The organism is Cupriavidus sp. MPR-AND1C (assembly GCF_058809705.1).
Genome location: NZ_JBXASU010000053.1, coordinates 1 through 19,525, shown reverse-complemented (window position 1 = coordinate 19,525; position 19,525 = coordinate 1). Strand labels below are relative to the sequence as shown.

Here is a 19,525-nt window from a genome sequence, read left to right as displayed (position 1 = left end):
CCTAGGAATTCGAGCCCGGCGCCGGCGTAGCGGGCGCGGCCATGGACACCTGGCTCACGCCGAGGGTGTTGCGCGAGGTGCAGACGGGACCAAACGAGGTGCCGTTGCCGGCGATAGCGCCACCGGCGCCGTCCATGTACTTGTGCAGGATGCCGTGGTACAGCTGCGGATCGACCTTGGCGTACAGCGCCACGGGATTCGCCTCGCTGGGCTTGGCCAGCGCGCTGTAGTCAGCCAGGGTCAGCTGGCTCGACGAGGCGCGGACCTGCTTGACCCACGCCTCGAAGTCGAAGTTCGACACCGACCTGGCCTTGAACTTCATGCCCGAGAAGCCGCCGCCGCTGTAGTTGGCCGACATGCCGTCGAACGCGCCGGTCTCGCTGGCGATCAGGTGCAGCTTGGTCTCCATGCCCGCCATGGCGTACACCTGGCTGCCCAGTTGCGGGATGAAGAAGGAATTCATGATCGAATCCGACGTGATCTTGAAGTTCACGGGGGTGTTCACCGGGAACGCGATCTCGTTGACCGTGGCGATGCCCAGGTCCGGATAGATGAACAGCCATTTCCAGTTCAGCGCAACCGCCTCGATGGTGATCGGCTTGACGTTGGATTCGATGGGCTTGTAGGGGTCCAGGTCGTGCGAGGACTTCCACGTGATGATGCCCAGCACCAGGATGATCAGGCAGGGAATCAGCCAGACCACGACTTCGATCCCGGTCGAGTGGGACCAGTCCGGCTCGTAGCGGGCCGACTTGTTGCTGGCGCGGTACTTCCAGGCGAAGGTGAAGACCAGCACGATCACCGGCACCACCACGAGCAACATCAGCCAGGTCGCGATCAGGATGATGTTTTTGACGTCAGCGCCAATCTGGCCCTTCGGATCTAGCACGGCCATGTTGCATCCGGCCAGCAAGAGCAGGGCGGCGCAAGGCATTAGCCGCGTCCAACGCGGAAGTTTGGGTATCTTCATGTCACGACTGGTTGAGTTGGCCACGGCAGCGACGGCGCGGCGTGATTTTGCTGCCAGATGCGGGAGCAAGAGGCAGGCTTAAGGCTTGGGGGAAACTGGGTCAGATCCGGGTCAAGCGACCGGTGTGCCGGGGGACGCGCCGATCAGCGGCAGCCTGGCTTGGTCCTTGTGGGACGGATCAAAGTGGGACTGCGGCGGACCACACAGCAGGACGTCGGCGTGGCGCAGCCCGGCGAGCTTGCCTGGTGGGCAAGCAGGGTGTTCGGGTGAGGTTCGCGGTACGTCAGACATCGTGGCCGGGAATCTACCGCATCGCAGCATTGAGGGTAAACCCGTGATCCGGAACACACTGTTCGGAAAATCGGACAATGCAGCTTCTTCCGTCATCTCACTGGCAACACCCAATTAAGCCGAGACATTTTTGACTGCGGCAAGGTGTCGCAGGGGTGCGCTCCCTTGAAAGCAGCTGCACAAACCGCAACGCGCGTGCGGCCGGCAATGCGGCGGGAAAACAGGATGCCACGGACCGCCGAAACGTGCTTGCCACCGCGCGGCGCCCGCCGCGGTTCTATCCAAATGCAATAACCTTCGTTCCCCTCCTCGCGCGATTTCGCAACCATAGGGCCGCATCCCTACCCCAGACCCTTGCTACCGCATCATCGACTTCGGAGAACATCGCAATGCATCCTTTCCGTCAATGGCTACCCGTCGTCGGCCGCGCCCTGGCCATCGCCGCGCTGTCCTGGTCCGCCGCCGGCCATGCCGCCGACGCGTCGGTCCGCGTGGGCTACCAGAAGGCCGGCCTGCTGGCCGTGCTCAAAGCGCAGGGCTCGCTGGAGAAAAAACTCGCCCCGCTCGGCTTCAAGGTGGAGTGGAAGGAATTCCCCGCCGGCCAGCAGTTGCTGGAGGCGCTCAATGCCGGCGGCATCGACTTTGGCTACACCGGCGCGCCGCCGGCAGTGTTCGCCCAGGCGGCGCGCGCCAACTTTGTCTACGTGGGCGCAGAGCCGGGCGGCAAGACCAACGAGGCGCTGTTCGTGCTGGAGACGTCGCCCATCCGCTCGGTGGCCGACCTGCGCGGCAAGCGCATCGCCTTGCAAAAAGGCTCCAGTTCCAACTACCTGCTGGTGCAGTTGCTGAACAAGCATGGGCTGGCCCTGCAGGACATCCAGCCGATCTACCTGCCGCCCGCCGATGCGCGCGCCGCCTTCGAGAGCGGCAACGTGGACGCCTGGGTGGTCTGGGACCCGTACTACGCGCTGGCGCAAAAGGCGCTGAAGGTGCGCACCATCGCCGACTATGAAGGCGTGCCCTCCCCCTTCAACTTCTATGAAGCCGCCAACGGCTTCGTCAAGGCGCAGCCGCAAGTGGTCAATGCCATCCTGGAGCAACTACGCGCGACCGGCCTGTGGGTGGTGAAGAACCCCGGCGAGACAGCCGCCCTGCTCGCGCCTGCCGTGGGCCTGGACGCGCAGGTCGTGAAGACCTGGCTCAAGCGCGTGCCGTATGGCGCCACCCCGGTGACGCCGGAGGTGATCGCCGCCCAGCAGCGGGTGGCCGACCTGTTCCATGAGCAGAAACTGATCCCCACCGCCGTCAAGGTCAAGGACAACGTCTGGCAGGCGAGCTTCCCCCTGGCCGGCCAGTAAGGGGGCCTATGCCCGAATCCGGAGCGGGTCCGCGCGGTCCACCCCGGATGACACACGCGAACCACCACTGCTACCATGCCCGCTCCTGAGCGTATTTATTCCAACAAGAAGACAACGACATCATGAAAATCGAGACAATCGCCGTTCACGGCGGCTACTCCCCGGACCCCACCACGCGTGCCGTGGCCGTGCCGATCTACCAGACCGTTGCGTATGCGTTCGACAACGCGCAGCACGGCGCCGACCTGTTCGACCTCAAGGTGCCCGGCAATATCTACAGCCGCATCATGAACCCCACCAACGACGTGCTGGAGCAGCGGCTGGCCGCGCTCGAGGGCGGCGTGGGCGCGCTGGCGCTGGCGTCCGGCATGGCGGCCATCACCTATGCCATCCAGACCATCGCCGAGGCCGGCGACAACATCATCTCGGCCAGCCAGCTCTACGGCGGCACCTACAACCTGTTCGCGCACACGCTGCCGCTGTCCGGCATCGAGACCCGCTTTGCCGACGGCCGCAACCCGGCCGCCTTCGGTGACCTGGTGGATGCGCGCACCAAGGCGATTTTCGTGGAGTCGGTGGGCAACCCGCTGGGCAACATCGTCGATATCGAAGCCATCGCCAAGGTGGCGCATAGCCACGGCATCCCGCTGATCGTGGACAACACCGTGCCCTCGCCCTACCTGTGCCGTCCGTTCGAGCATGGCGCGGACATTGTCGTGCACTCGCTCACCAAATACCTGGGCGGCCACGGCAACAGCGTGGGCGGCGCCATTGTCGATAGCGGCAAGTTCCCGTGGGCCGAGCACAAGGCGCGCTTCAAGCGCCTGAACGAGCCGGATGTGTCGTACCACGGCGTGGTCTACACCGAAGCGCTCGGCGCCGCCGCCTACATCGGCCGCGCCCGCGTGGTGCCGCTGCGCAATACCGGCGCGGCGCTGTCGCCGTTCAATGCCTTCCTGATCCTGCAAGGCATCGAGACCCTGGCGCTGCGCCTGGACCGCATCACCGAGAACGCGCTGGCTGTCGCACGCCACCTGAAGGCCAGCCCCAAGGTGGAGTGGGTCAACTTTGCCGGCCTGCCGGAGCACCCGGACCATGCGCTGGTGCAGCGCTACCTGGGCGGGCGCGGCCCCGGCATCCTGTCATTCGGCCTGAAGAGCGGCGGCCGCGAAGCCGGCGCGCGCTTCCTGGACGCCCTGCAACTGTTCACCCGCCTGGTCAACATCGGCGACGCCAAGTCGCTGGCGACCCATCCGGCCTCCACCACGCACCGCCAGCTCGACGCCGCCGAGCTCAAGGCCGCTGGCGTCAGCGAAGACATGGTGCGCCTGTCGATCGGCATCGAGCATATCGACGACCTGCTGGAAGACCTGGAGCGCGCGCTGGCCGCAGCCTGAGGCATTTGCCGAAGCCGCCGAGCGGGCCAAAGCCGCGCGCCATGACGACGGCTGTCTCTCCCTCTCCCCTCAGGGGGAGAGGGCCGGGGAGAGGGGTGGCTTAGCTAGGAGCCACTGGAAGCGGAGCCCGTGGTGTTTTCCAGCACGACAGCACAAATAAAAACGCCCACCAATGAGGCGGGCGCGAATCCAATTCCTTGGTGGGATTGGAGGAGACAGTTCCATCATAACCGCAATACGGGTTATCCCGCAACTACTACCCGATTGCATATGCATATGCCGCGACACAACGGCCGTTAGCGTCACAAAAGCGCCTGCAAACCCGCTTGCAGGCATATGCAAGTGCGTTATAAGACCATGCGTTATAACTCGTTCCTTGAACGTATGCACTTCCCTACAATGGGCATCCTTGCTTGCCGCCATCCCGGTAAGCCACGATGCACACAAACAATACGGGGAGCTTTAGATGAAACTGGGTTTCGGAATTCGACTGATTGCCGCGGCGCTCGCGCTCGGCGTGATCCAGACGGCCGGCGCGGCTGATCCGGACAAGAAGGAAATCCGCTTCGGCGCCACCGCTGGCCCCTACTCCGACCAGATCCGCTACGGCATCAAGCCGCTGCTGGAGAAAAAGGGCTACAAGGTCACTATCGTTGAGTTCAGCGACTACGTGCAGCCCAACCTGGCGCTGGCCGATGGCGCCATCGACGCCAATGCCTTCCAGCACGTGGCCTACCTGAAGAAGTTCTCCGGCGACCGCAAGCTGCAATTGTCCGAAGTCATCCAGGTCCCCACCGCCCCCATCGGCATCTACAGCCGCAAGCACAAGTCGCTGACGCAAGTGAAGCCGGGCGCGTCGGTGTCGCTGCCGAATGATCCGTCCAACCTGGCACGCGCCATCGCCATGCTCCAGCAGATCGGCTGGATCACGCTCAAGGCCGGCACCGACCCGATCCGCGCCAGCGAGCGCGACATCGAAGGCAACCCGAACAAGCTCAAGCTGATCCAGCTCGAAGCCGCGCAACTGCCGCGCTCGCTCGACGACGTGGACTTCGCCTTCGTCAATGGCAACTTCGCGCTGTCCTCCGGCCTGAAGCTGACCGAAGCGCTGAGCCTGGAGAAGATTCCCGACTACTACATGAACCTGGTTGCGGTGCGCACCGCGGACACCGGCAAGCCGTTCGTCAAGGACATCCGCGAGGCTTACCAGTCGCCGGAATTCAAGGCGACCACGCAGCAACGCTTTGCCGGGTTCCTGCCGCCGGCCTATCAGCGCTGAGCCGGGCCGCATGCCGTGCACCGATTGCGCGGCGCCGCCATGGAGCCCCACGCGGGGCTCTTTTTTTTGCCACGCCACCATGCATATCGGCACGCCTGTGTGGCGGTGCGCTTCACCCTCCGGACCATTGGCTTGCCGCCACTTGCCACCACGTTAACGGGTGAAGCTCCATGCGCTCGATGGGCGAAAAGACACAGCGCTCTCACGCGCGGACCACGACCTGACAAAGACGATAAGACGATAGGCCTCCACTTCGGAGGCCTTTCTTTTTTTGCGCGAGGCAGGCTCCGCCCATGCCAACAGACGCACCACTTCGATGCCAAACACCTGGAAAAGCCGGGCATCCGGATATCCGAACAGCCAGATCACGCTTTATCCGGATATCCGAATGGCGCTCTTCGCACTTTGAAAATAGACCGCCCGGCGGTCCTAAATTCGCCGGCAACAATGCCGTAAGAGCGAGCCAGGACCCTTCGCCCCCACCGCTCCAAGAGCTATCCGCCCGACGAGCCAAACAAAAAAGATCCAACTATGCTGTCCTCCCTCCGCGCGCGCATCGTGGCCCTATCCGTGGCCATCGTCATGGTCGCACTCATTGCCAACGCCGTTATCAATCACGTGGTGGCCAGTTCGTACAGCGACGACGCCATCGACAGCAACCTGGCCGCCGTGCAGAACGGCCACGTCGGCGCCATCGCCGACTGGGTGGCAAGCCACATGCAGATGATCGACTCGCTGCAGGACGCGGCAACGCAGCCCGATACCAACGCCGCCATCGCCGCGCTCAAGCAGGTCAGCAGCGCAGGCGGCTTCGTCATGACCTACATCGGTTTTCCCGACAAGTCCCACCGGTTTTCCGATACCGAAGGCCTGCGGCCCAATTACGATCCCACGTCCCGCCCCTGGTACAAGCAGGCCGTGGCCGCCGGCAAGCCGGTGGTCACGCCACCCTACGTGGCCGCCAGCAGCGGCAAGCTGGTCGTGACCTTTGCCGTGCCCATCCTGCGCGACGGCGCGCTCAAGGGCGTGGTAGCCGGCGACGTGTCCATGGACAGCGTCATCGCCAACATCAAGGCCATCCACCCCACACCCGCCAGCTTCGGCGTGCTGGTGACAAAGGACGGCAAGATCGTCGCCCACCAGGACGACAAGCTCACGCTCAAGCCCGTGACCGATTTGATGCCTGCGCTGGCGCTCGACAAGCTCGCAACGCTCGAAGGCGCCAAGGCGCCGTTGCAGGTCGAGGTGGACAATGCGCCCAAGCTGCTGCGGGCGCGCGGCGTGCCCGGCACGGACTGGATCGCCGTGATCGCGCTGGACCAGGGCGAGGCGACCGCAGGCATGCGCTCCATGCTGATGGCATCGGTGTTCGTGCTGATCGTGATCGCTGGCGTTGCGGCCGCCATCGTCGCCGGGGTGACGGCGGTTTCGTTCCGAAGGCTGTCGGTGATTCGCGACGCCATGCGCGATATCGGTAGCGGGGATGGCGACCTGACGCGCCGCCTGCCAGCCAATGGCTCCGATGAGGTAGCGCAGATTGCGCAGGCGTTCAACGCGTTCGCCGAGAAGCTGGTCAGCGTGATGCGCCAGATTCGGGATGCCAGTGCATCTGTACATGCTGCCGCGGACGAGATCGCGGCTGGAAACATCGACCTTTCGCGGCGAACTGAATCGGCTGCGGCGAGCCTGGAAGAAACGGCGGCGTCGATGGAACAGATCACCGCGACCGTGAGCCAGTCTGCCATATCGGCCAAGCAGGCCGATGCGTCCGCGATCGCGGCCTCTCAGGTCGCAGGCAGTGGTGGCGCCGCCATTGGCGAGGCCATTCAGACCATGAGTGAGATCGAACGGGCTTCGGTCAAGGTGTCCGACATCATCGGAGTGATCGAAGGCATTGCATTCCAGACCAACATCCTTGCGCTGAATGCTGCGGTGGAAGCGGCGCGCGCCGGCGAGCAGGGCCGTGGATTTGCCGTGGTTGCCGGTGAGGTGCGCGGGCTGGCGCAGCGCAGTTCGCAGGCTGCAAAGGAGATCAAGACACTGATCGAGACCACCGTCGACAGCGTGGTGTCCGGCTCCGGGCAGGTACGCCGCGCCGGAGACACGATGAATGCGATCGTCGGGAACGTGGACAAGGTGACCAGCATTATTTCCGAGATCACGAATGCCGCGCAGGAGCAGACCCGGGGCATCCAGGAGGTGAACCTGGCCGTTGGCCAGCTGGATCAGATGGTGCAGCAGAATGCGGCTTTGGTTGAGCAATCCACTGCGGCGGCCGAGGCGTTGCAGGGGCAGGCCGGCGCGTTGGCGGGGGTCGTGGGGCAGTTCAGGCTGGGGTGAGGTCCTGGGAGCCACCCCTCGCAACGTGATCAAACGACACGTGCAGCCCCGAGGACGCGCATGGTGGAGACCGCGGGCGGCCTCGTTGGCATGAAGGTGTATCAGGCGGCGATTTCCGCCCTCGCCGCACGCCGCGCCACCAGGTCCAGCGCCACGTCGACGATCATGTCTTCCTGCCCGCCCACCATGCGGCGCTGGCCTAGTTCCACCAGGATATCCACGGTCTTCAGCGCATAGCGCCCGGCGGCTGCCTCCGCGTGGCGCAGGAAGCTGGAATAGACGCCCGCGTAGCCAAGCGCGAGGGTCTCGCGGTCCACGCGCACCGGGCGGTCCTGCAGCGGCCGCACGATCTCGTCGGCGGCGTCCATCAGCGTGTAGAGATCGCAGCCGTGGTTCCACCCGAGCCGGCTAGCGGCGGCGATGAACACCTCCAGCGGCGCGTTGCCGGCGCCGGCGCCCATGCCGGCCAGGCTGGCGTCGATGCGGTCGCAGCCTTCTTCCACCGCGACGATGGAGTTGGCCACGCCCAGGCTCAGGTTGTGGTGTGCGTGCATGCCGGTCTGGGTCTGCGGCTTGAGCACGTCCTTGAAGGCGCGGAAGCGCTCGCGCACGTCGTTCATATTGAGCGCGCCGCCGGAATCCACCACGTAGACGGTCTCGGCGCCGTAGCTTTCCATCAGCCTGGCCTGCTGCGCCAGCGCGGCGGGCGTGGTCATGTGGCTCATCATCAGGAAGCCCACCGTGTCCATGCCCAGGTTGCGCGCGTACTCGATATGCTGGCGCGAGACATCCGCCTCGGTGCAGTGCGTGGCGACCCGCACCACGCGCGCGCCGGCGTCGAACGCGGCGCGCAGGTCGTGCACGGTGCCCACGCCGGGCAGCAGCAAGGTGGCTACCTTGGCATGGCGGACGGTCTCTGCCGCCGCCGCGATCCACTCAAGGTCCGTATGCGCGCCGAACCCGTAGTTAAAGCTGGAGCCGGCGAGCCCGTCGCCATGCGCGACTTCGATCGAGTCCACCTTGGCCGCATCCAGCGCCGCGGCAATGCGACGCACGTCGTCCAGGCTGTACTGGTGGCGGATGGCATGGCTGCCATCGCGCAGCGTGACGTCCGAGATATAGAGTTTCTTCTGCGTGGCTTGCTTAGTCATGTCTTGTCTCCGTGGGCCCGCCGCTTACGCGGCCAGCCGTGTTTGCGCCAGGCGCTCGGCGCAGGCGAGCGCGGCGCTGGTCATGATGTCGAGGTTGCCGGCATAAGCCGGCAGGTAATGGGCGGCACCTTCCACTTCGAGGAAGATCGATGTCTTGAGCCCGCTCATCAGCCCCAGCCCCGGGATATTCAAGGGCGCGGACGGATCGATGCGCTCGAACTGCACCCGCTGCTTGAGCCGGTAGCCGGGCACGTAGGCCTGCACCGCCTTCGCCATGGCTTGCACACTGGCCTCTATCGCCGCTTCGTCGGCGTCCTCGGACAGCGTGAACACCGTGTCGCGCATCATCAGCGGCGGCTCGGCCGGATTCAGCACGATGATGGCCTTGCCGCGCGCCGCGCCGCCCACCGAGCAGATCGCCTGGCTGGTGGTCTCGGTAAATTCGTCGATATTGGCGCGCGTGCCCGGCCCGGCGGATTTGCTGGAGATCGAGGCCACGATCTCCGCGTAATGCACCTTGGCCACGCGAGACACCGCCGCCACCATCGGGATGGTGGCCTGGCCGCCGCAGGTGACCATATTGATATTGCTGGCCCCGAGCTGCTGGTCCAGGTTGACCACCGGCACCACGTACGGCCCGATCGCGGCCGGGGTCAGGTCGATCACCTGGATGCCGTGCTGCTGCAGGATCTGGTTGTGATGCGCGTGGGCGCCGGCCGAGGTGGCGTCGAAGGCGATGCGGATATCGCCAAAGCCGGCCATCCTCACCAGGCCTTCGATGCCCTCGGCCGTGGTGGGCACGCCCAGCCGCGCGGCCCTGGCCAGGCCGTCGGAGGCGGCGTCGATGCCAACCATCGCGCCCATCTCCAGTTGCCGCCCGTTGCGCATGACCTTGATCATCAGGTCGGTGCCGATATTGCCCGAACCGATGATGGCTACCTTGTGCTTGCCGCTTGTTTTCATGTCCATGCTGACTCTCCGTTGCCGCTTCAGCGGCCGAGTTCTTTCGCGGTCTTGCCCGCGATGCCGAATTGCGTATTGGGAACTTCGGTGATCATCACCCGCACCGACTCCACCGGCGCGCCGATCGATTCCACGGCGGCGTCGGTCAGCGCCCGGATCAGGCGGGCCTTCTGTTCATCGGTCCGGCCTTCGATCAAAAAGACTTGCATGATGGGCATGGTGTTTCTCCTGCTCAGTTCGGTTCTGGTTCGGTTCTGGTTCGGTTCAAACGAAGCGCATCGACACCGTGCCCAGATGCTGGTAGCGCACCGTGATGCTGTCGCCGGCCGCCACCGCGATGGCCTCGGTCACGCCGCCGGTCATGATGAAAGTGCCCGCCGGCAGCTCGCGCCCGCGTGCGCCAAGCATGTTGGCCAGCATGGCCACGCTGCTGGCCGGGTGGCCGAGCACGGCGGCGCCGGCGGCGGTGGCGACCACTTCACCGTTCTTCTCCAGCACCACGCCGAGGTTCTTCAGGTCGATTCCCTCGGCGCTGCGATGCGTGCCGCCGACGACAAAGCGTGCCGACGACGTGTTGTCGGCGATCACGCTCTTGAGGTCGAAACGGAAGTTCTCATAGCGCGAGTCGGTCACCTCCACCGCCGGCAGCACGAAATCGGTGGCGGCCAGCACGTCGCCGATATGGCAGCCCGGCCCCTTGAGCGGATGCTTGAGCACGAAGGCGATCTCCGCCTCCACCTTGGGATGGATCAGCGATGCGGTATCGATGGCGCCACCGTCCATGCAGGCGCCGTAGTCGGTCAGGAAACCGTAGACCGGATCCGTCACGCCCATCTGGCGCATCTTGGCGAACGAGGTCAGCCCCATCTTCAGGCCCGCAATGCGGGTGCCGCGCGCTTGCTTGCGCGCCCGGATCGCGTCCTGGATGGCGTAGGCATCCTCCCAGTCCATTTCGGGATGGGTATCGGTAATCTTGCGCACCGGCTCGCGGTTGAGCTCGGCGGTCTCCAGGTGCTCGGCAAGTTGCCGGATGGTGTCTTGGGTGAGGTTCATGGCGTTGTCCTGGGCTGGTAGATGAAATCCGATCAAACGAAGCGCACGCCGGCGGAGCCGATGCCGCCCAGGCTGATGCGAAGCTGGTCGCCAGCCTGGACAGGCACCATCGCGGCCAGCGAGCCGGACAGGATCACCTCGCCCTTCTTCAGCCCGATGCCGAGGCGGCCCAGCGTATTGGCCAGCCACGCCACGGCGTTGGCCGGGTGGCCGAGCGCGGCGGCGCCCGCGCCGGTGGCGACGATCTCGCCGTTCTTCTCCAGCGTCATGCCAACGGTGCCGAGGTCAAGGCCGCGCGGGTCCACGGCGGCGTCGCCCAGCACGAACACACCGGACGATGCGTTGTCCGCCACGGTGTCCTGGATGCGGATCTTCCAGTCGCGGATGCGCGAGTCGACGATCTCGAAGCACGGCAGCACGTAGGCGGTGGCGCGCAGCACATCGGCGTTGGTCACGCCGGGACCTTCCAGGTCTTCCTTGAGCACGAAAGCGATTTCCCCTTCGGCCTTGGGTGCGATCAGCGTGTTGGCGGCAATGGCGGCGCCGTCTGCGTGGACCATGCCGGACAGCAGGTGGCCAAAATCCGGCTGGCGCACGTCGAGCATGTCCATCACCACCCGGCTGGTCACGCCGATCTTCTTGCCGATCACGCGCTCGCCGGCGTCCAGCCGGTGCTGCACCATGGCCAACTGAATGCGGTAGGCGTCGTCGATGGACAGTTCGGGGTAGCGCTCGGTCAGCGGGGCGATGGCTTGGCGTTGATCCAGCGCCTGATGCAGGCTCGCACCAATCTCAAGAATATCTTCGGATTTCATGGCCTGCCTCAAAGTTTCACGCACACATTGCGCAGCTCGGTATAGAACTCCAGCGAATGCACCCCGCCCTCGCGGCCGATGCCGGATTGCTTGGCGCCGCCGAAGGCGGTGCGCAGGTCGCGCAGGAACCATGCGTTGATCCAGCAGATGCCTACCTCCAGCGCGCTGCCCATGCGGTGCGCGGTGCCCAGGTCGGACGTCCACACGGTGGCGGCAAGGCCGTAAGGCGTATCGTTGGCGAGTCGGATGGCTTCCTCCTCGGTATCGAACGGCGCGATATGGCAGCAGGGGCCGAAGATCTCCTCGCGGATCACCGCCGCGTCCTCCGGCAGGCCGGTCCAGATGGTGGGCTGCACCCATGCGCCTTCGGCCAGCGCGCCGGGCATCTCGGGCACCCCCCCGCCGGTGACCACGGTAGCGCCCGCATCCGCCGCCTTGCGGTAGTAGGACAGCACCTTGTCGCGATGCTCCAGCGACACCAGCGGGCCCATGTTGACGCCCTCGTCATTCGGCCTGCCAATGCGCAAGGCCTCGGCCCTGGCCTTGAGCGCCGCGACGAAGCGCGCGAAGATGGGCCGCTGCACATAGACGCGCTCGGTGCCCAGGCAAACCTGGCCGCTGTTCTCAAAGGCCGAGCGGGTGATGCCGGCCACGGCCTTGTCGAAATCCGCGTCGGCGAAGACGATGCCGGCATTCTTGCCGCCCAGCTCGAACGAAACCGGGCGCACGCCATTGGCGGCCGCCTTCATGATGGCCTCGCCAGTGCGGGTCTCGCCGGTGAAGGTGATGCCGTTCACATCCGGGTGCGCGGTCAGGAAGGCGCCAGCGGAATCCGGGCCAAAGCCGTGCACCACGTTATAGACGCCCGGCGGCACGCCGGCCTCGTTCATCACCTCACCGAGCAAAGTGGCCGTGGCGGGGGTTTCCTCGGACGGCTTGACCACCACGGTATTGCCGCAAGCCAGCGCCGGGCCAACCTTCCAGGTCATCAGCAGCAGCGGCAGGTTCCACGGGCACACCACGCCGATCACGCCGCGCGGCGAGCGCACCGCATAATTGATGGCCTCGCCGCCGTCCGGCGTGGCCATGGCGAAGCTCTCGGTGGGCACGTTCTTGATCAGGTCGGCGAACACCTTGAAGTTCGCCGCGCCGCGCGGGATGTCGACATGGCTGGCGAGGGAGTGCGGTTTGCCGGTGTCGGCGATCTCGGCTTGCAGGAAGTCGTCGAAGCGGCGGTTGATGCCGTCAGCCACCGCGTGCAATATCTCGACGCGCCGCGCCACGGTCATCTTGCCCCACGGCCCCCTCAGCGCTTGCTTTGCCGCGGCTACCGCCGCATCGACCTCGGCCTGCCCGGCTTCGTGCACACGGGCGATCAGGCTGTTATCGACCGGGTTGCGGTCGTCGAACCGGCGGTTGGTGGCCACCCATTCGCCGTTGATGAAGTTCTTGAACTCTTTCATGTTGTCTCGCTTGGTGCGGCAGGGTGCGCCGCCTTGCCTTGCTGTCTTTTGTCTTTCGGCCTGCGTCTTTCGCCTTGCTCCCCTCTCCCGCTTGCGGGAGAGGGGAGCAAACATGCGGCATCGGAGAAGTCGTCGCGCTGGCGATCAGGTCAGTACATTCAGGAACGCGTCGTTCAGCTTGCGGTCGTGATAGAAGATCGCCTTGCCCAGTTCGTTGTCGGTCCATGTGATGGTCGGCTTGTCCGGATAGTGGATATAGCCGCCAGAAAAGACCTCGTTCCGGTTGCCCGATGGATCGAAGAAATAGATCGTCGCGCCGCGCGTAATGCCATGGCGCGTCGGCCCGATATCGAGCGACACGTCCTTCTTGGAAATAATGTCGGCGGCCTTCAGCACTTCGCCCCAGTTGTCCAGGTTGAACGAGGCGTGATGGAACTTGTTCTTCTCCGCATGCCGGATGAAGGCGATGTCATGCGCCTTGTTGGAGCACGTCAGGAAGGCGCCGATCATCATCTTGCCGGGGCCGGCGACCACCTCCTCGGCCAGCGTGAAGCCAAGCACGTCGCGAAACAGCCTGACGGTGCCATCCAGGTCGTCGCCGTACAGCAGGCAATGATCGAAGCGGCTGGGCGCCATGCCGCGCAGGTCGTCCGGCCACGGGTCGGGATTGCTGTCGCCGGTCAGGCAGCCCAGCTTGTCCTTGTCAGCGAAGAGCTCGATGGCATGTCCCGTGGGAATGGTGAAACGAAACCGCACGCCGGTGCGCGGATGCTCGCCGGCAGGAATCCACTGGAAGTCCGAAGCGAGTCCGGATTGCTCCACCTCCTGCGCCAGCCATTCCAGCGTGCGGCCGCTATCCACGCGAAAGCCCATGTAGTCCATGCCCGGGCTGTCGGCCTCGCGCAGGACCACACTGTGGTGATCGTGCTCGTCCCAGGCCTTCAGGTAGACGCGGCCCTTGTCGTCGCGCGCGGTTTCGATCAGTCCGAGAACCTCGGTGTAGTGCTTGAGCGCCGGTTCGAGTTCCAGCACGCGCAGTGCCACGTGCCCCGGGCGCAATACGCCTGTCAATGCCATGACTGTCTCCTTGATGATGGGGTTATTGGTCCATCTTTTATTGCCGCGTTCATTGCTGCGTTCATTGCTGCGTTCATTGCTGCATTCATTGCTGCATTTATTGCTGCTTGTTCAACTGCTCTTGCGCTGCGTCCTGCCGCGCCCGCTGCTTGTCCAGGCAGCGCTGCAGCAACGCCACCGGCTGCAGGCGGATATCGCTGTCGGGGAAGGCCTTGCAGGCGAGCACAAACCCGCTCCCCTCCTCCGCCTCCGACAGGCAGGCGCGGCTCATCTTGCCGGTGTGGTAGCGGCCAGCCTCGATGCGCACCTTGCACACTCCGCAGCCGCCGCCCCGGCAGCCAGCGGGAATGCCACGCTTGCCCAGGGCTTCCATGGCGCGCAGCAGGCTCTGCTCTGGCGCACAGGGGTAGCACTGGCCGCTTCCCGCGATCTCGACGGTATGCATGCCGCACCCTCCATCAGATCTTGAACAGCGGGCTGCGCGCGCTGTCCTGTGCGTCGCCGGCCGAGATGAACTTCTCGGTGTGGATGTCCTCCTCGAACAGCCGGCCCTGCATCAGCGTGCGGATGCAAGCTTCGATCATCGGCGGCGGGCCGCACAGATAGGCCTTGTGGCCACGGAAGTCGGCGGTAGCGCCATCGGCGTAAAGGCCGTGCAAGACGTCATGCACGTAGCCGCGCGCGCCATCCCAGCCACTGCCCGCCGGTTCGTCGGAGAGCGCGGGCACATAGCGAAAGTTGGGGTGCGCACCGGCCAGTGCACGGAACGCCTCGTCGTAGTACAGCTCCGTGCGGTTGCGCGCGCCCTGCACCAGCGTGATCGGCAGCGTCTCGCCGGCGGCGAGCATGTCCAGGATCATGGCGCGCGGGCTGGACAAGCCCGAGCCGCCCGCCAGGAACAGCATGGGCTTTTGCGCTGACTTGCGCACGAAGAAGCGGCCATAAGGCGCGGAGAATCCGAGTTCGTCGCCCACCGACAACCGGTCGTGCAGGTAGCCGGTGGCCTGCCCGCCCTCCACCCGCCGCACATGCAGTTCCACCAGGTCGTCACCCGGACGGTTGGCCAGCGAGAACGCGCGCGGCTGGTCGCAGCCCGGCACATGCAGGTTGAGGTACTGGCCGGCCTGGAAGGCAGCCGCGGCGCCGCCCTTCACGCGCAGCCAGATGCCGCGGATGGTGGGGGTCAGCGCGCGGGCCTCCACCACCTCGGCACGATAGTCGGCCAGCGGCAGGCCGAGCGAGTCGGCGTCTTCCTCGATATCGGCCTCGATCACCATGTCGGACTGCGCGGTGGCGCAGCAGGCCAGGCACTGCCCGCTGTCGCGCTCGAAGTCCATCAGCGCGAAGCTGGAGGCCTCTCCGTGCTCGAACTCGCCCTCCACCACCTGCACCTTGCAGGTGGCGCACAGCCCGTGGCAGCAGGCGTGCGGCAGCCACACACCGTTGCGCAGGCAAGCATCCAGCACGGTCTGGCCCGGTGCGATGGGGATGGTCTGCCCGATCGGTTCAATGGTCAGGGAATACATCTTTTTTCTCCTGTCTTAGCTGCCACTGCCGCCGATGCCATCCAGCCCCGGTGTGCGGAACCGGATCACCGCCTTGTGGCCCAGGCCGTTCTCTTCCAGCGTGCGGTCGAGGTCTGGCTGCCAGGGCTCGCTGCCGCGCAGCCACGCCACGCGGGTCCAGTCAATGCGGGCAAAGTCGGGGTGATAGCCGTAGACGCCCGGCAGCACGTTCTCCACGACCTCGCGCAGGCGCATCGACGGCGGCAAGGGAAGGCAATGCGGGGCACAGAACAGCAAGTGGCGATCCCAGCCGATATAGAGCAGGCGGTTGCCGTGGAACACCGCTTCGCGGTCGGCGGGCTCGAACGCGTAAGGGCCAATGGATACGACGGACATGGTGGTCTCCTTATCTCTTGTATGCCGGCCGCTCAGGCAGCCGCACCCGGCACGCCCTTCCAGGCGTTCCAGTTCTTCTGATCCTGCGAACCTTCGAAATCCAGGTTGTCCGCACCTGGGTTGATGCGGTACCACTTGAGCACGTCGTCCAGCGATCCGCCGCCGCAGTTGCCCTGGTAGATCTGGTGCACGGGCAACCACGCCTGCGCGTACTTCTGCGGCTCGCCGTCAAAGATGTCCTTGCAGCCGTCCGAGCAGAAGTGGAACCGCATGCCGTGGTAGCTGCTCTCCCGGTAGCAGGTCTGGGTGGGGTCGTCCGGCTCCGAGAACACCATCGGGATCTGGCAGGTCTGGCACAGCATCGGCAGCGTGGCGTTGTAGAAGCGCTCCCCTTGCTGCTGGCGCTCCTGCCAGCAATCGAGGCGCGGCTTGTAGTAGCGCGCGAAGGTGTCGGGATATTTCTCCGTCAGCCAGGCCATCTCGTCCTGCTTGGGCACCCAGGTATGGAAGCCGGCCGCAGCCGCGTAGTTGTAGAAGGTGCCCCAGGCCTCGTGGGTGATGCGGTCCTTGGTCTTGGTGGCCACCTCGTGGTACTTGGGCATGCGCAGGCCGTAGCGCTCCAGGTCCTTGAACAGCGCGCCGCCGGCCTGCTCGAAGTACATCTCCCAGGCTTGCGCCCACGACATCACGCGCTTGGGCAGCATGTAGTCCATCATCATGCCGACCAGCGTAAGCAGGCGAAAGCCGCGCCAGAACCATTTGTCCAGCCACTTCTGCAGGATGGGGATATTGTCCGGGTCCTGCTGGCAAAGGAACTTCACCACTTCCAGGCCCAGCGTCATATGGCGCGATTCATCGGACTGCGCCGAGAAGCCGAAGGTCACCGTGGCCATGTCGCCGTTGTAGGCCGCACCCGACATGAAGGGCATGAACAGCAGGTTGGTCAGCACATACTCGAAGGAGAACGAGATCGCGGTGATGAACTCGAACGGGCCCGCGCTCATGGCGTCTTCGAAGTAGGACTTGGGCACGGACAGGTAACAGACCCGGTCATGCATATGCTGCCATTCGCCGAAGCCGTTGAAGTACTTGTTGTAGACCGACAGCGTGTGCATCTGGGTCTGCGCGTGGCGCAGCTCGTCGATCGACTGCATCTGCGCCGCCACCCGCGCACCGGCGCCGCGGAAGTGCCGCCCGAGGTGGGCATAGCCGCGGTGCGCCGCGTACTCCAGCGGCGTCACGCCGGTCAGGAACAGGCGCAGCGCGTTCAGGTAGCGCGGGTCCGAGACGTTGAGGTGGCCGTTGTTCTGCACGAACGAATCGATGATCGCGTACAGCTTGCGCTCCTTCTCCGACTGGTACTTCCAGTAGGCGTCCATGGTCATGCGGAACGGGTCTTCCCATTTGTCCCAGTCATGGATCTTGATGCCTTCGTACTTGTCGTAGGGAAAGACCTTGTCCATCGGCTCGTAGGTGGTTTCCCAGCCGAGGTCGCGCGTCATCGTGGCGTACTTCTCGCGCAGGTTGAGCTTCTTGCGTGCGTCCATGTTGTCTGTCTCCGTTGTTTTTGCTTTCGGCGTGCTTTCGGCGTGCTTCAGCCGTACCGGCCGTATCAGCCGTATCAGCCGTATCAGGTGTTCCAGCGCAGGGTGAAGGTGTCGTCGTCTTCGTCGATGTTTCCCGACAGCGAAATCAGGTTCAGGTGGATCTCCTGCAGGTCCCAGTTGCGCCCGAGTTTTTCGGAGACCAGTTCGCGCAGGATCGTCAGGTGTCCCGGCGCGTCGATCTTCACCATGGCGGGAAACTGCGACACCACCGCATGCGGGTTGGCCTCGGTGATGGCCTCGATGATGGGACGGGTGTCGTCGTTGCTTTGCAGCGCGATATAGACATTGGCGGTCATGGCGGTTTCCTCAGGCGGCAAGGCCAAGCTTGTCAAGACGCACGTCGAACTGCTCCAGGCACAGCGCCACCACCTGCTCGCCGCCTTCGCCCAGCAAGGTGTCGGCCACCGGCACCAGCGCTTGGGCCGCTTGCGCACGCGCGGCGCGGGCCCAGCCCGACAGCAGCATGCGATTGGCATCGGACTCCGCCGCGGCGGTCTGGATCACCGCGTCGACCCAGCGTGCGTGCTCCTCGCGCCAGTCGTTCATGAACTCGGTCAGCACCGCCAGCCCGGTGCCGCAGGCGCGCACGATGGCCGCGTCGGCGTGCTGGTACACCAGCGGATACAGCAGCCCATCGAGCACAAGGTTCTGGGTAACGAAGGTCTCGAACCAGTCCTCGATCACAAAGCTGCGCTCGACAAAGCGTCGCATCGGCTGCCACGCGGCGCTCTCCATCCAGGCCACCTTGGCCCGCTCCAGCGCCACGCCAGTGTTGCCGTCGAGCAGCATGCCGATGCGCGACAGGTACTGGGCAATGCCGAGGCGATCCATCGCGCAGTAGGTGCAGGCCTGGGTGATGGCCGTGCCCCAGCCATAGTCCGCGCAGTAGAAGTTGTTCATGTTGGCGCCCCACTCCACGTGGCGCAGCGGCAGCAGCCCGTCGGCCAGGCGGTCCTGCCATTCGGCGGGCAGCGCCTGCAGCAGGCCGCGTTTTTCCACGAAGGCGAAGCTCTTCTCGGTGGCGTCCTGCTGGCGGCCGCGCGCCGTCACGTAGGCGCCGTAGAAGTACTGGCGCGGATCCTTGAGCGCGTACCAGTCCGCCATCACGATCGCGGTGCGGCGCTTGTCGTAGATCTCGTGTTGCGGGTCCCAGGTCGGGCGGTAGTGAAAATTGACTTCCGACTGCACATCGTAGGTGGCCTCCTGGTAGCGCGAGGCGGGCTTGTCGCCGAAGCGGCGCGCCACATGGCCGTAGGTCTGGCGCAGCGGCTGGATCTGCTGGGTCTTGATATCGACTTGCATCGCTTGGTCTCCTGGGTCTTGCTGTTTTTATGTGGGTGGAACGGGTGCGTGGTCCGGTGCGCGGGGGCTGGCCCTGCTCAGTCGTCCTGATCGGGCGCGGTAATCTCCGGCGGCAAGAAGTGCACGCGGTTGACGCTGCAGAAGGCCTCGAACATCGGCTCGGGCATGATCAGCTCGACATTGAGCTCGGGGTCCGCCACGCTGAACGCGAACTGCACGAAGCCCTCGGGCGTGCGGCCATCAACGCGGACAAAGCGGGGCGAGGCTTCAAACAAGGGGACCGACTGGTTGATCATGACGCTGCTCCTTCGCGTGGGCTGTATGGCCTCTATTGCGAAGAGCGTGCCAGCTGGCGCAAACGACGGCGCCACAAGGCGCGCCGGGATTCGGGCCGCGCCGGGTTTCGCGTTTACCCGGAACTGCGCATGCGCCGCGGCTCAATCAATTGATCAAGTGCGAGACGGAATTTGACCAAATGATGAAAGGCCGCGCCGGGTGGCGGTTTGCGGGGAAGCCGAGTGCATCGCCGCAAGGCTGCGGCGATGCAACAGGGAAGGG

The 19,525-nt window shown here is 65.0% G+C and carries 20 protein-coding genes; 4 read left to right on the top strand and 16 right to left on the bottom strand.

What is annotated here, in order from left to right:
• Position 1: 1 nt before the first annotated feature.
• Positions 2–970 (bottom strand): ubiquinol oxidase subunit II, encoded by a 969-nt coding sequence (cyoA, locus tag AC1RWI_RS24670; RefSeq protein ID WP_043356073.1) that lies wholly within the window; start codon positions 968–970, stop codon positions 2–4.
• 680 nt (positions 971–1,650) lie between these two features.
• Here cyoA and AC1RWI_RS24665 point away from each other — a divergent pair.
• From AC1RWI_RS24665 to AC1RWI_RS24655, 3 genes are all read left to right on the top strand, one after another.
• Positions 1,651–2,619 (top strand): aliphatic sulfonate ABC transporter substrate-binding protein, encoded by a 969-nt coding sequence (locus AC1RWI_RS24665; protein WP_492869331.1) that lies wholly within the window; start codon positions 1,651–1,653, stop codon positions 2,617–2,619.
• Positions 2,620–2,741: 122 nt separating this feature from the next.
• Complete coding sequence (locus tag AC1RWI_RS24660) at positions 2,742–4,016, top strand: O-acetylhomoserine aminocarboxypropyltransferase/cysteine synthase family protein (protein ID WP_043356075.1); 1,275 nt, start codon at positions 2,742–2,744, stop codon at positions 4,014–4,016.
• Positions 4,017–4,482: 466 nt separating this feature from the next.
• Positions 4,483–5,295, top strand: coding sequence for a MetQ/NlpA family ABC transporter substrate-binding protein (locus AC1RWI_RS24655; protein ID WP_492869329.1), 813 nt, complete (start codon positions 4,483–4,485; stop codon positions 5,293–5,295).
• 153 nt (positions 5,296–5,448) lie between these two features.
• Here AC1RWI_RS24655 and AC1RWI_RS24650 read toward each other — a convergent pair whose 3' ends face one another.
• Complete coding sequence (locus tag AC1RWI_RS24650) at positions 5,449–5,664, bottom strand: hypothetical protein (RefSeq protein WP_492869327.1); 216 nt, start codon at positions 5,662–5,664, stop codon at positions 5,449–5,451.
• 162 nt (positions 5,665–5,826) lie between these two features.
• Here AC1RWI_RS24650 and AC1RWI_RS24645 point away from each other — a divergent pair, with 162 nt between their 5' ends.
• Positions 5,827–7,635 (top strand): methyl-accepting chemotaxis protein, encoded by a 1,809-nt coding sequence (locus AC1RWI_RS24645; protein WP_492869325.1) that lies wholly within the window; start codon positions 5,827–5,829, stop codon positions 7,633–7,635.
• Between the two features lie 101 nt (positions 7,636–7,736).
• Here AC1RWI_RS24645 and dmpG read toward each other — a convergent pair whose 3' ends face one another.
• The 14 genes from dmpG to AC1RWI_RS24575 all read right to left on the bottom strand — a co-directional run bounded on the left by dmpG (position 7,737) and on the right by AC1RWI_RS24575 (position 19,263).
• Positions 7,737–8,786 (bottom strand): 4-hydroxy-2-oxovalerate aldolase, encoded by a 1,050-nt coding sequence (gene dmpG, locus AC1RWI_RS24640; protein ID WP_492869323.1) that lies wholly within the window; start codon positions 8,784–8,786, stop codon positions 7,737–7,739.
• A 24-nt stretch (positions 8,787–8,810) separates the two neighbouring features.
• Positions 8,811–9,755, bottom strand: coding sequence for an acetaldehyde dehydrogenase (acetylating) (locus tag AC1RWI_RS24635; protein WP_043356079.1), 945 nt, complete (start codon positions 9,753–9,755; stop codon positions 8,811–8,813).
• A gap of 20 nt (positions 9,756–9,775) precedes the next feature.
• Positions 9,776–9,985, bottom strand: coding sequence for a 2-hydroxymuconate tautomerase (gene thmT, locus AC1RWI_RS24630; protein WP_492869378.1), 210 nt, complete (start codon positions 9,983–9,985; stop codon positions 9,776–9,778).
• A 28-nt stretch (positions 9,986–10,013) separates the two neighbouring features.
• Positions 10,014–10,802, bottom strand: a complete 789-nt coding sequence (gene dmpH, locus AC1RWI_RS24625; protein ID WP_492869320.1) for a 2-oxo-3-hexenedioate decarboxylase — start codon at positions 10,800–10,802, stop codon at positions 10,014–10,016.
• Between the two features lie 32 nt (positions 10,803–10,834).
• On the bottom strand, positions 10,835–11,617 hold the full coding sequence (gene dmpE, locus AC1RWI_RS24620) for a 2-oxopent-4-enoate hydratase (protein WP_492869318.1): 783 nt from the start codon (positions 11,615–11,617) through the stop codon (positions 10,835–10,837).
• An 8-nt stretch (positions 11,618–11,625) separates the two neighbouring features.
• Complete coding sequence (locus AC1RWI_RS24615) at positions 11,626–13,080, bottom strand: 2-hydroxymuconic semialdehyde dehydrogenase (RefSeq protein WP_043356084.1); 1,455 nt, start codon at positions 13,078–13,080, stop codon at positions 11,626–11,628.
• A 144-nt stretch (positions 13,081–13,224) separates the two neighbouring features.
• The gene (locus AC1RWI_RS24610; RefSeq protein WP_043356086.1) at positions 13,225–14,157 is read right to left on the bottom strand and encodes a catechol 2,3-dioxygenase; all 933 of its coding nucleotides are present in this window, start codon (positions 14,155–14,157) and stop codon (positions 13,225–13,227) included.
• Positions 14,158–14,254: 97 nt separating this feature from the next.
• A complete protein-coding gene (locus tag AC1RWI_RS24605; RefSeq protein ID WP_043356087.1) occupies positions 14,255–14,602 on the bottom strand; it encodes a 2Fe-2S iron-sulfur cluster binding domain-containing protein in 348 nt (115 codons plus the stop codon).
• Between the two features lie 13 nt (positions 14,603–14,615).
• Positions 14,616–15,683, bottom strand: coding sequence for an NADH:ubiquinone reductase (Na(+)-transporting) subunit F (locus AC1RWI_RS24600; RefSeq protein ID WP_492869315.1), 1,068 nt, complete (start codon positions 15,681–15,683; stop codon positions 14,616–14,618).
• A gap of 15 nt (positions 15,684–15,698) precedes the next feature.
• Positions 15,699–16,058 carry a phenol hydroxylase subunit P4 gene (locus tag AC1RWI_RS24595; RefSeq protein WP_043356090.1) on the bottom strand — a complete coding sequence of 120 codons (360 nt, stop codon included), beginning with the start codon at positions 16,056–16,058 and terminating at the stop codon, positions 15,699–15,701.
• Positions 16,059–16,090: 32 nt separating this feature from the next.
• A complete protein-coding gene (locus AC1RWI_RS24590) occupies positions 16,091–17,605 on the bottom strand; it encodes an aromatic/alkene/methane monooxygenase hydroxylase/oxygenase subunit alpha (protein WP_492869313.1) in 1,515 nt (504 codons plus the stop codon).
• Between the two features lie 83 nt (positions 17,606–17,688).
• Positions 17,689–17,961 carry an MmoB/DmpM family protein gene (locus tag AC1RWI_RS24585; protein ID WP_492869311.1) on the bottom strand — a complete coding sequence of 91 codons (273 nt, stop codon included), beginning with the start codon at positions 17,959–17,961 and terminating at the stop codon, positions 17,689–17,691.
• Positions 17,962–17,971: 10 nt separating this feature from the next.
• Complete coding sequence (locus tag AC1RWI_RS24580) at positions 17,972–18,967, bottom strand: aromatic/alkene monooxygenase hydroxylase subunit beta (RefSeq protein WP_492869309.1); 996 nt, start codon at positions 18,965–18,967, stop codon at positions 17,972–17,974.
• 77 nt (positions 18,968–19,044) lie between these two features.
• Positions 19,045–19,263: a phenol hydroxylase subunit gene (locus AC1RWI_RS24575; RefSeq protein ID WP_043356097.1), complete on the bottom strand. Its 219-nt coding sequence runs from the start codon at positions 19,261–19,263 to the stop codon at positions 19,045–19,047.
• Positions 19,264–19,525: the final 262 nt, after the last annotated feature.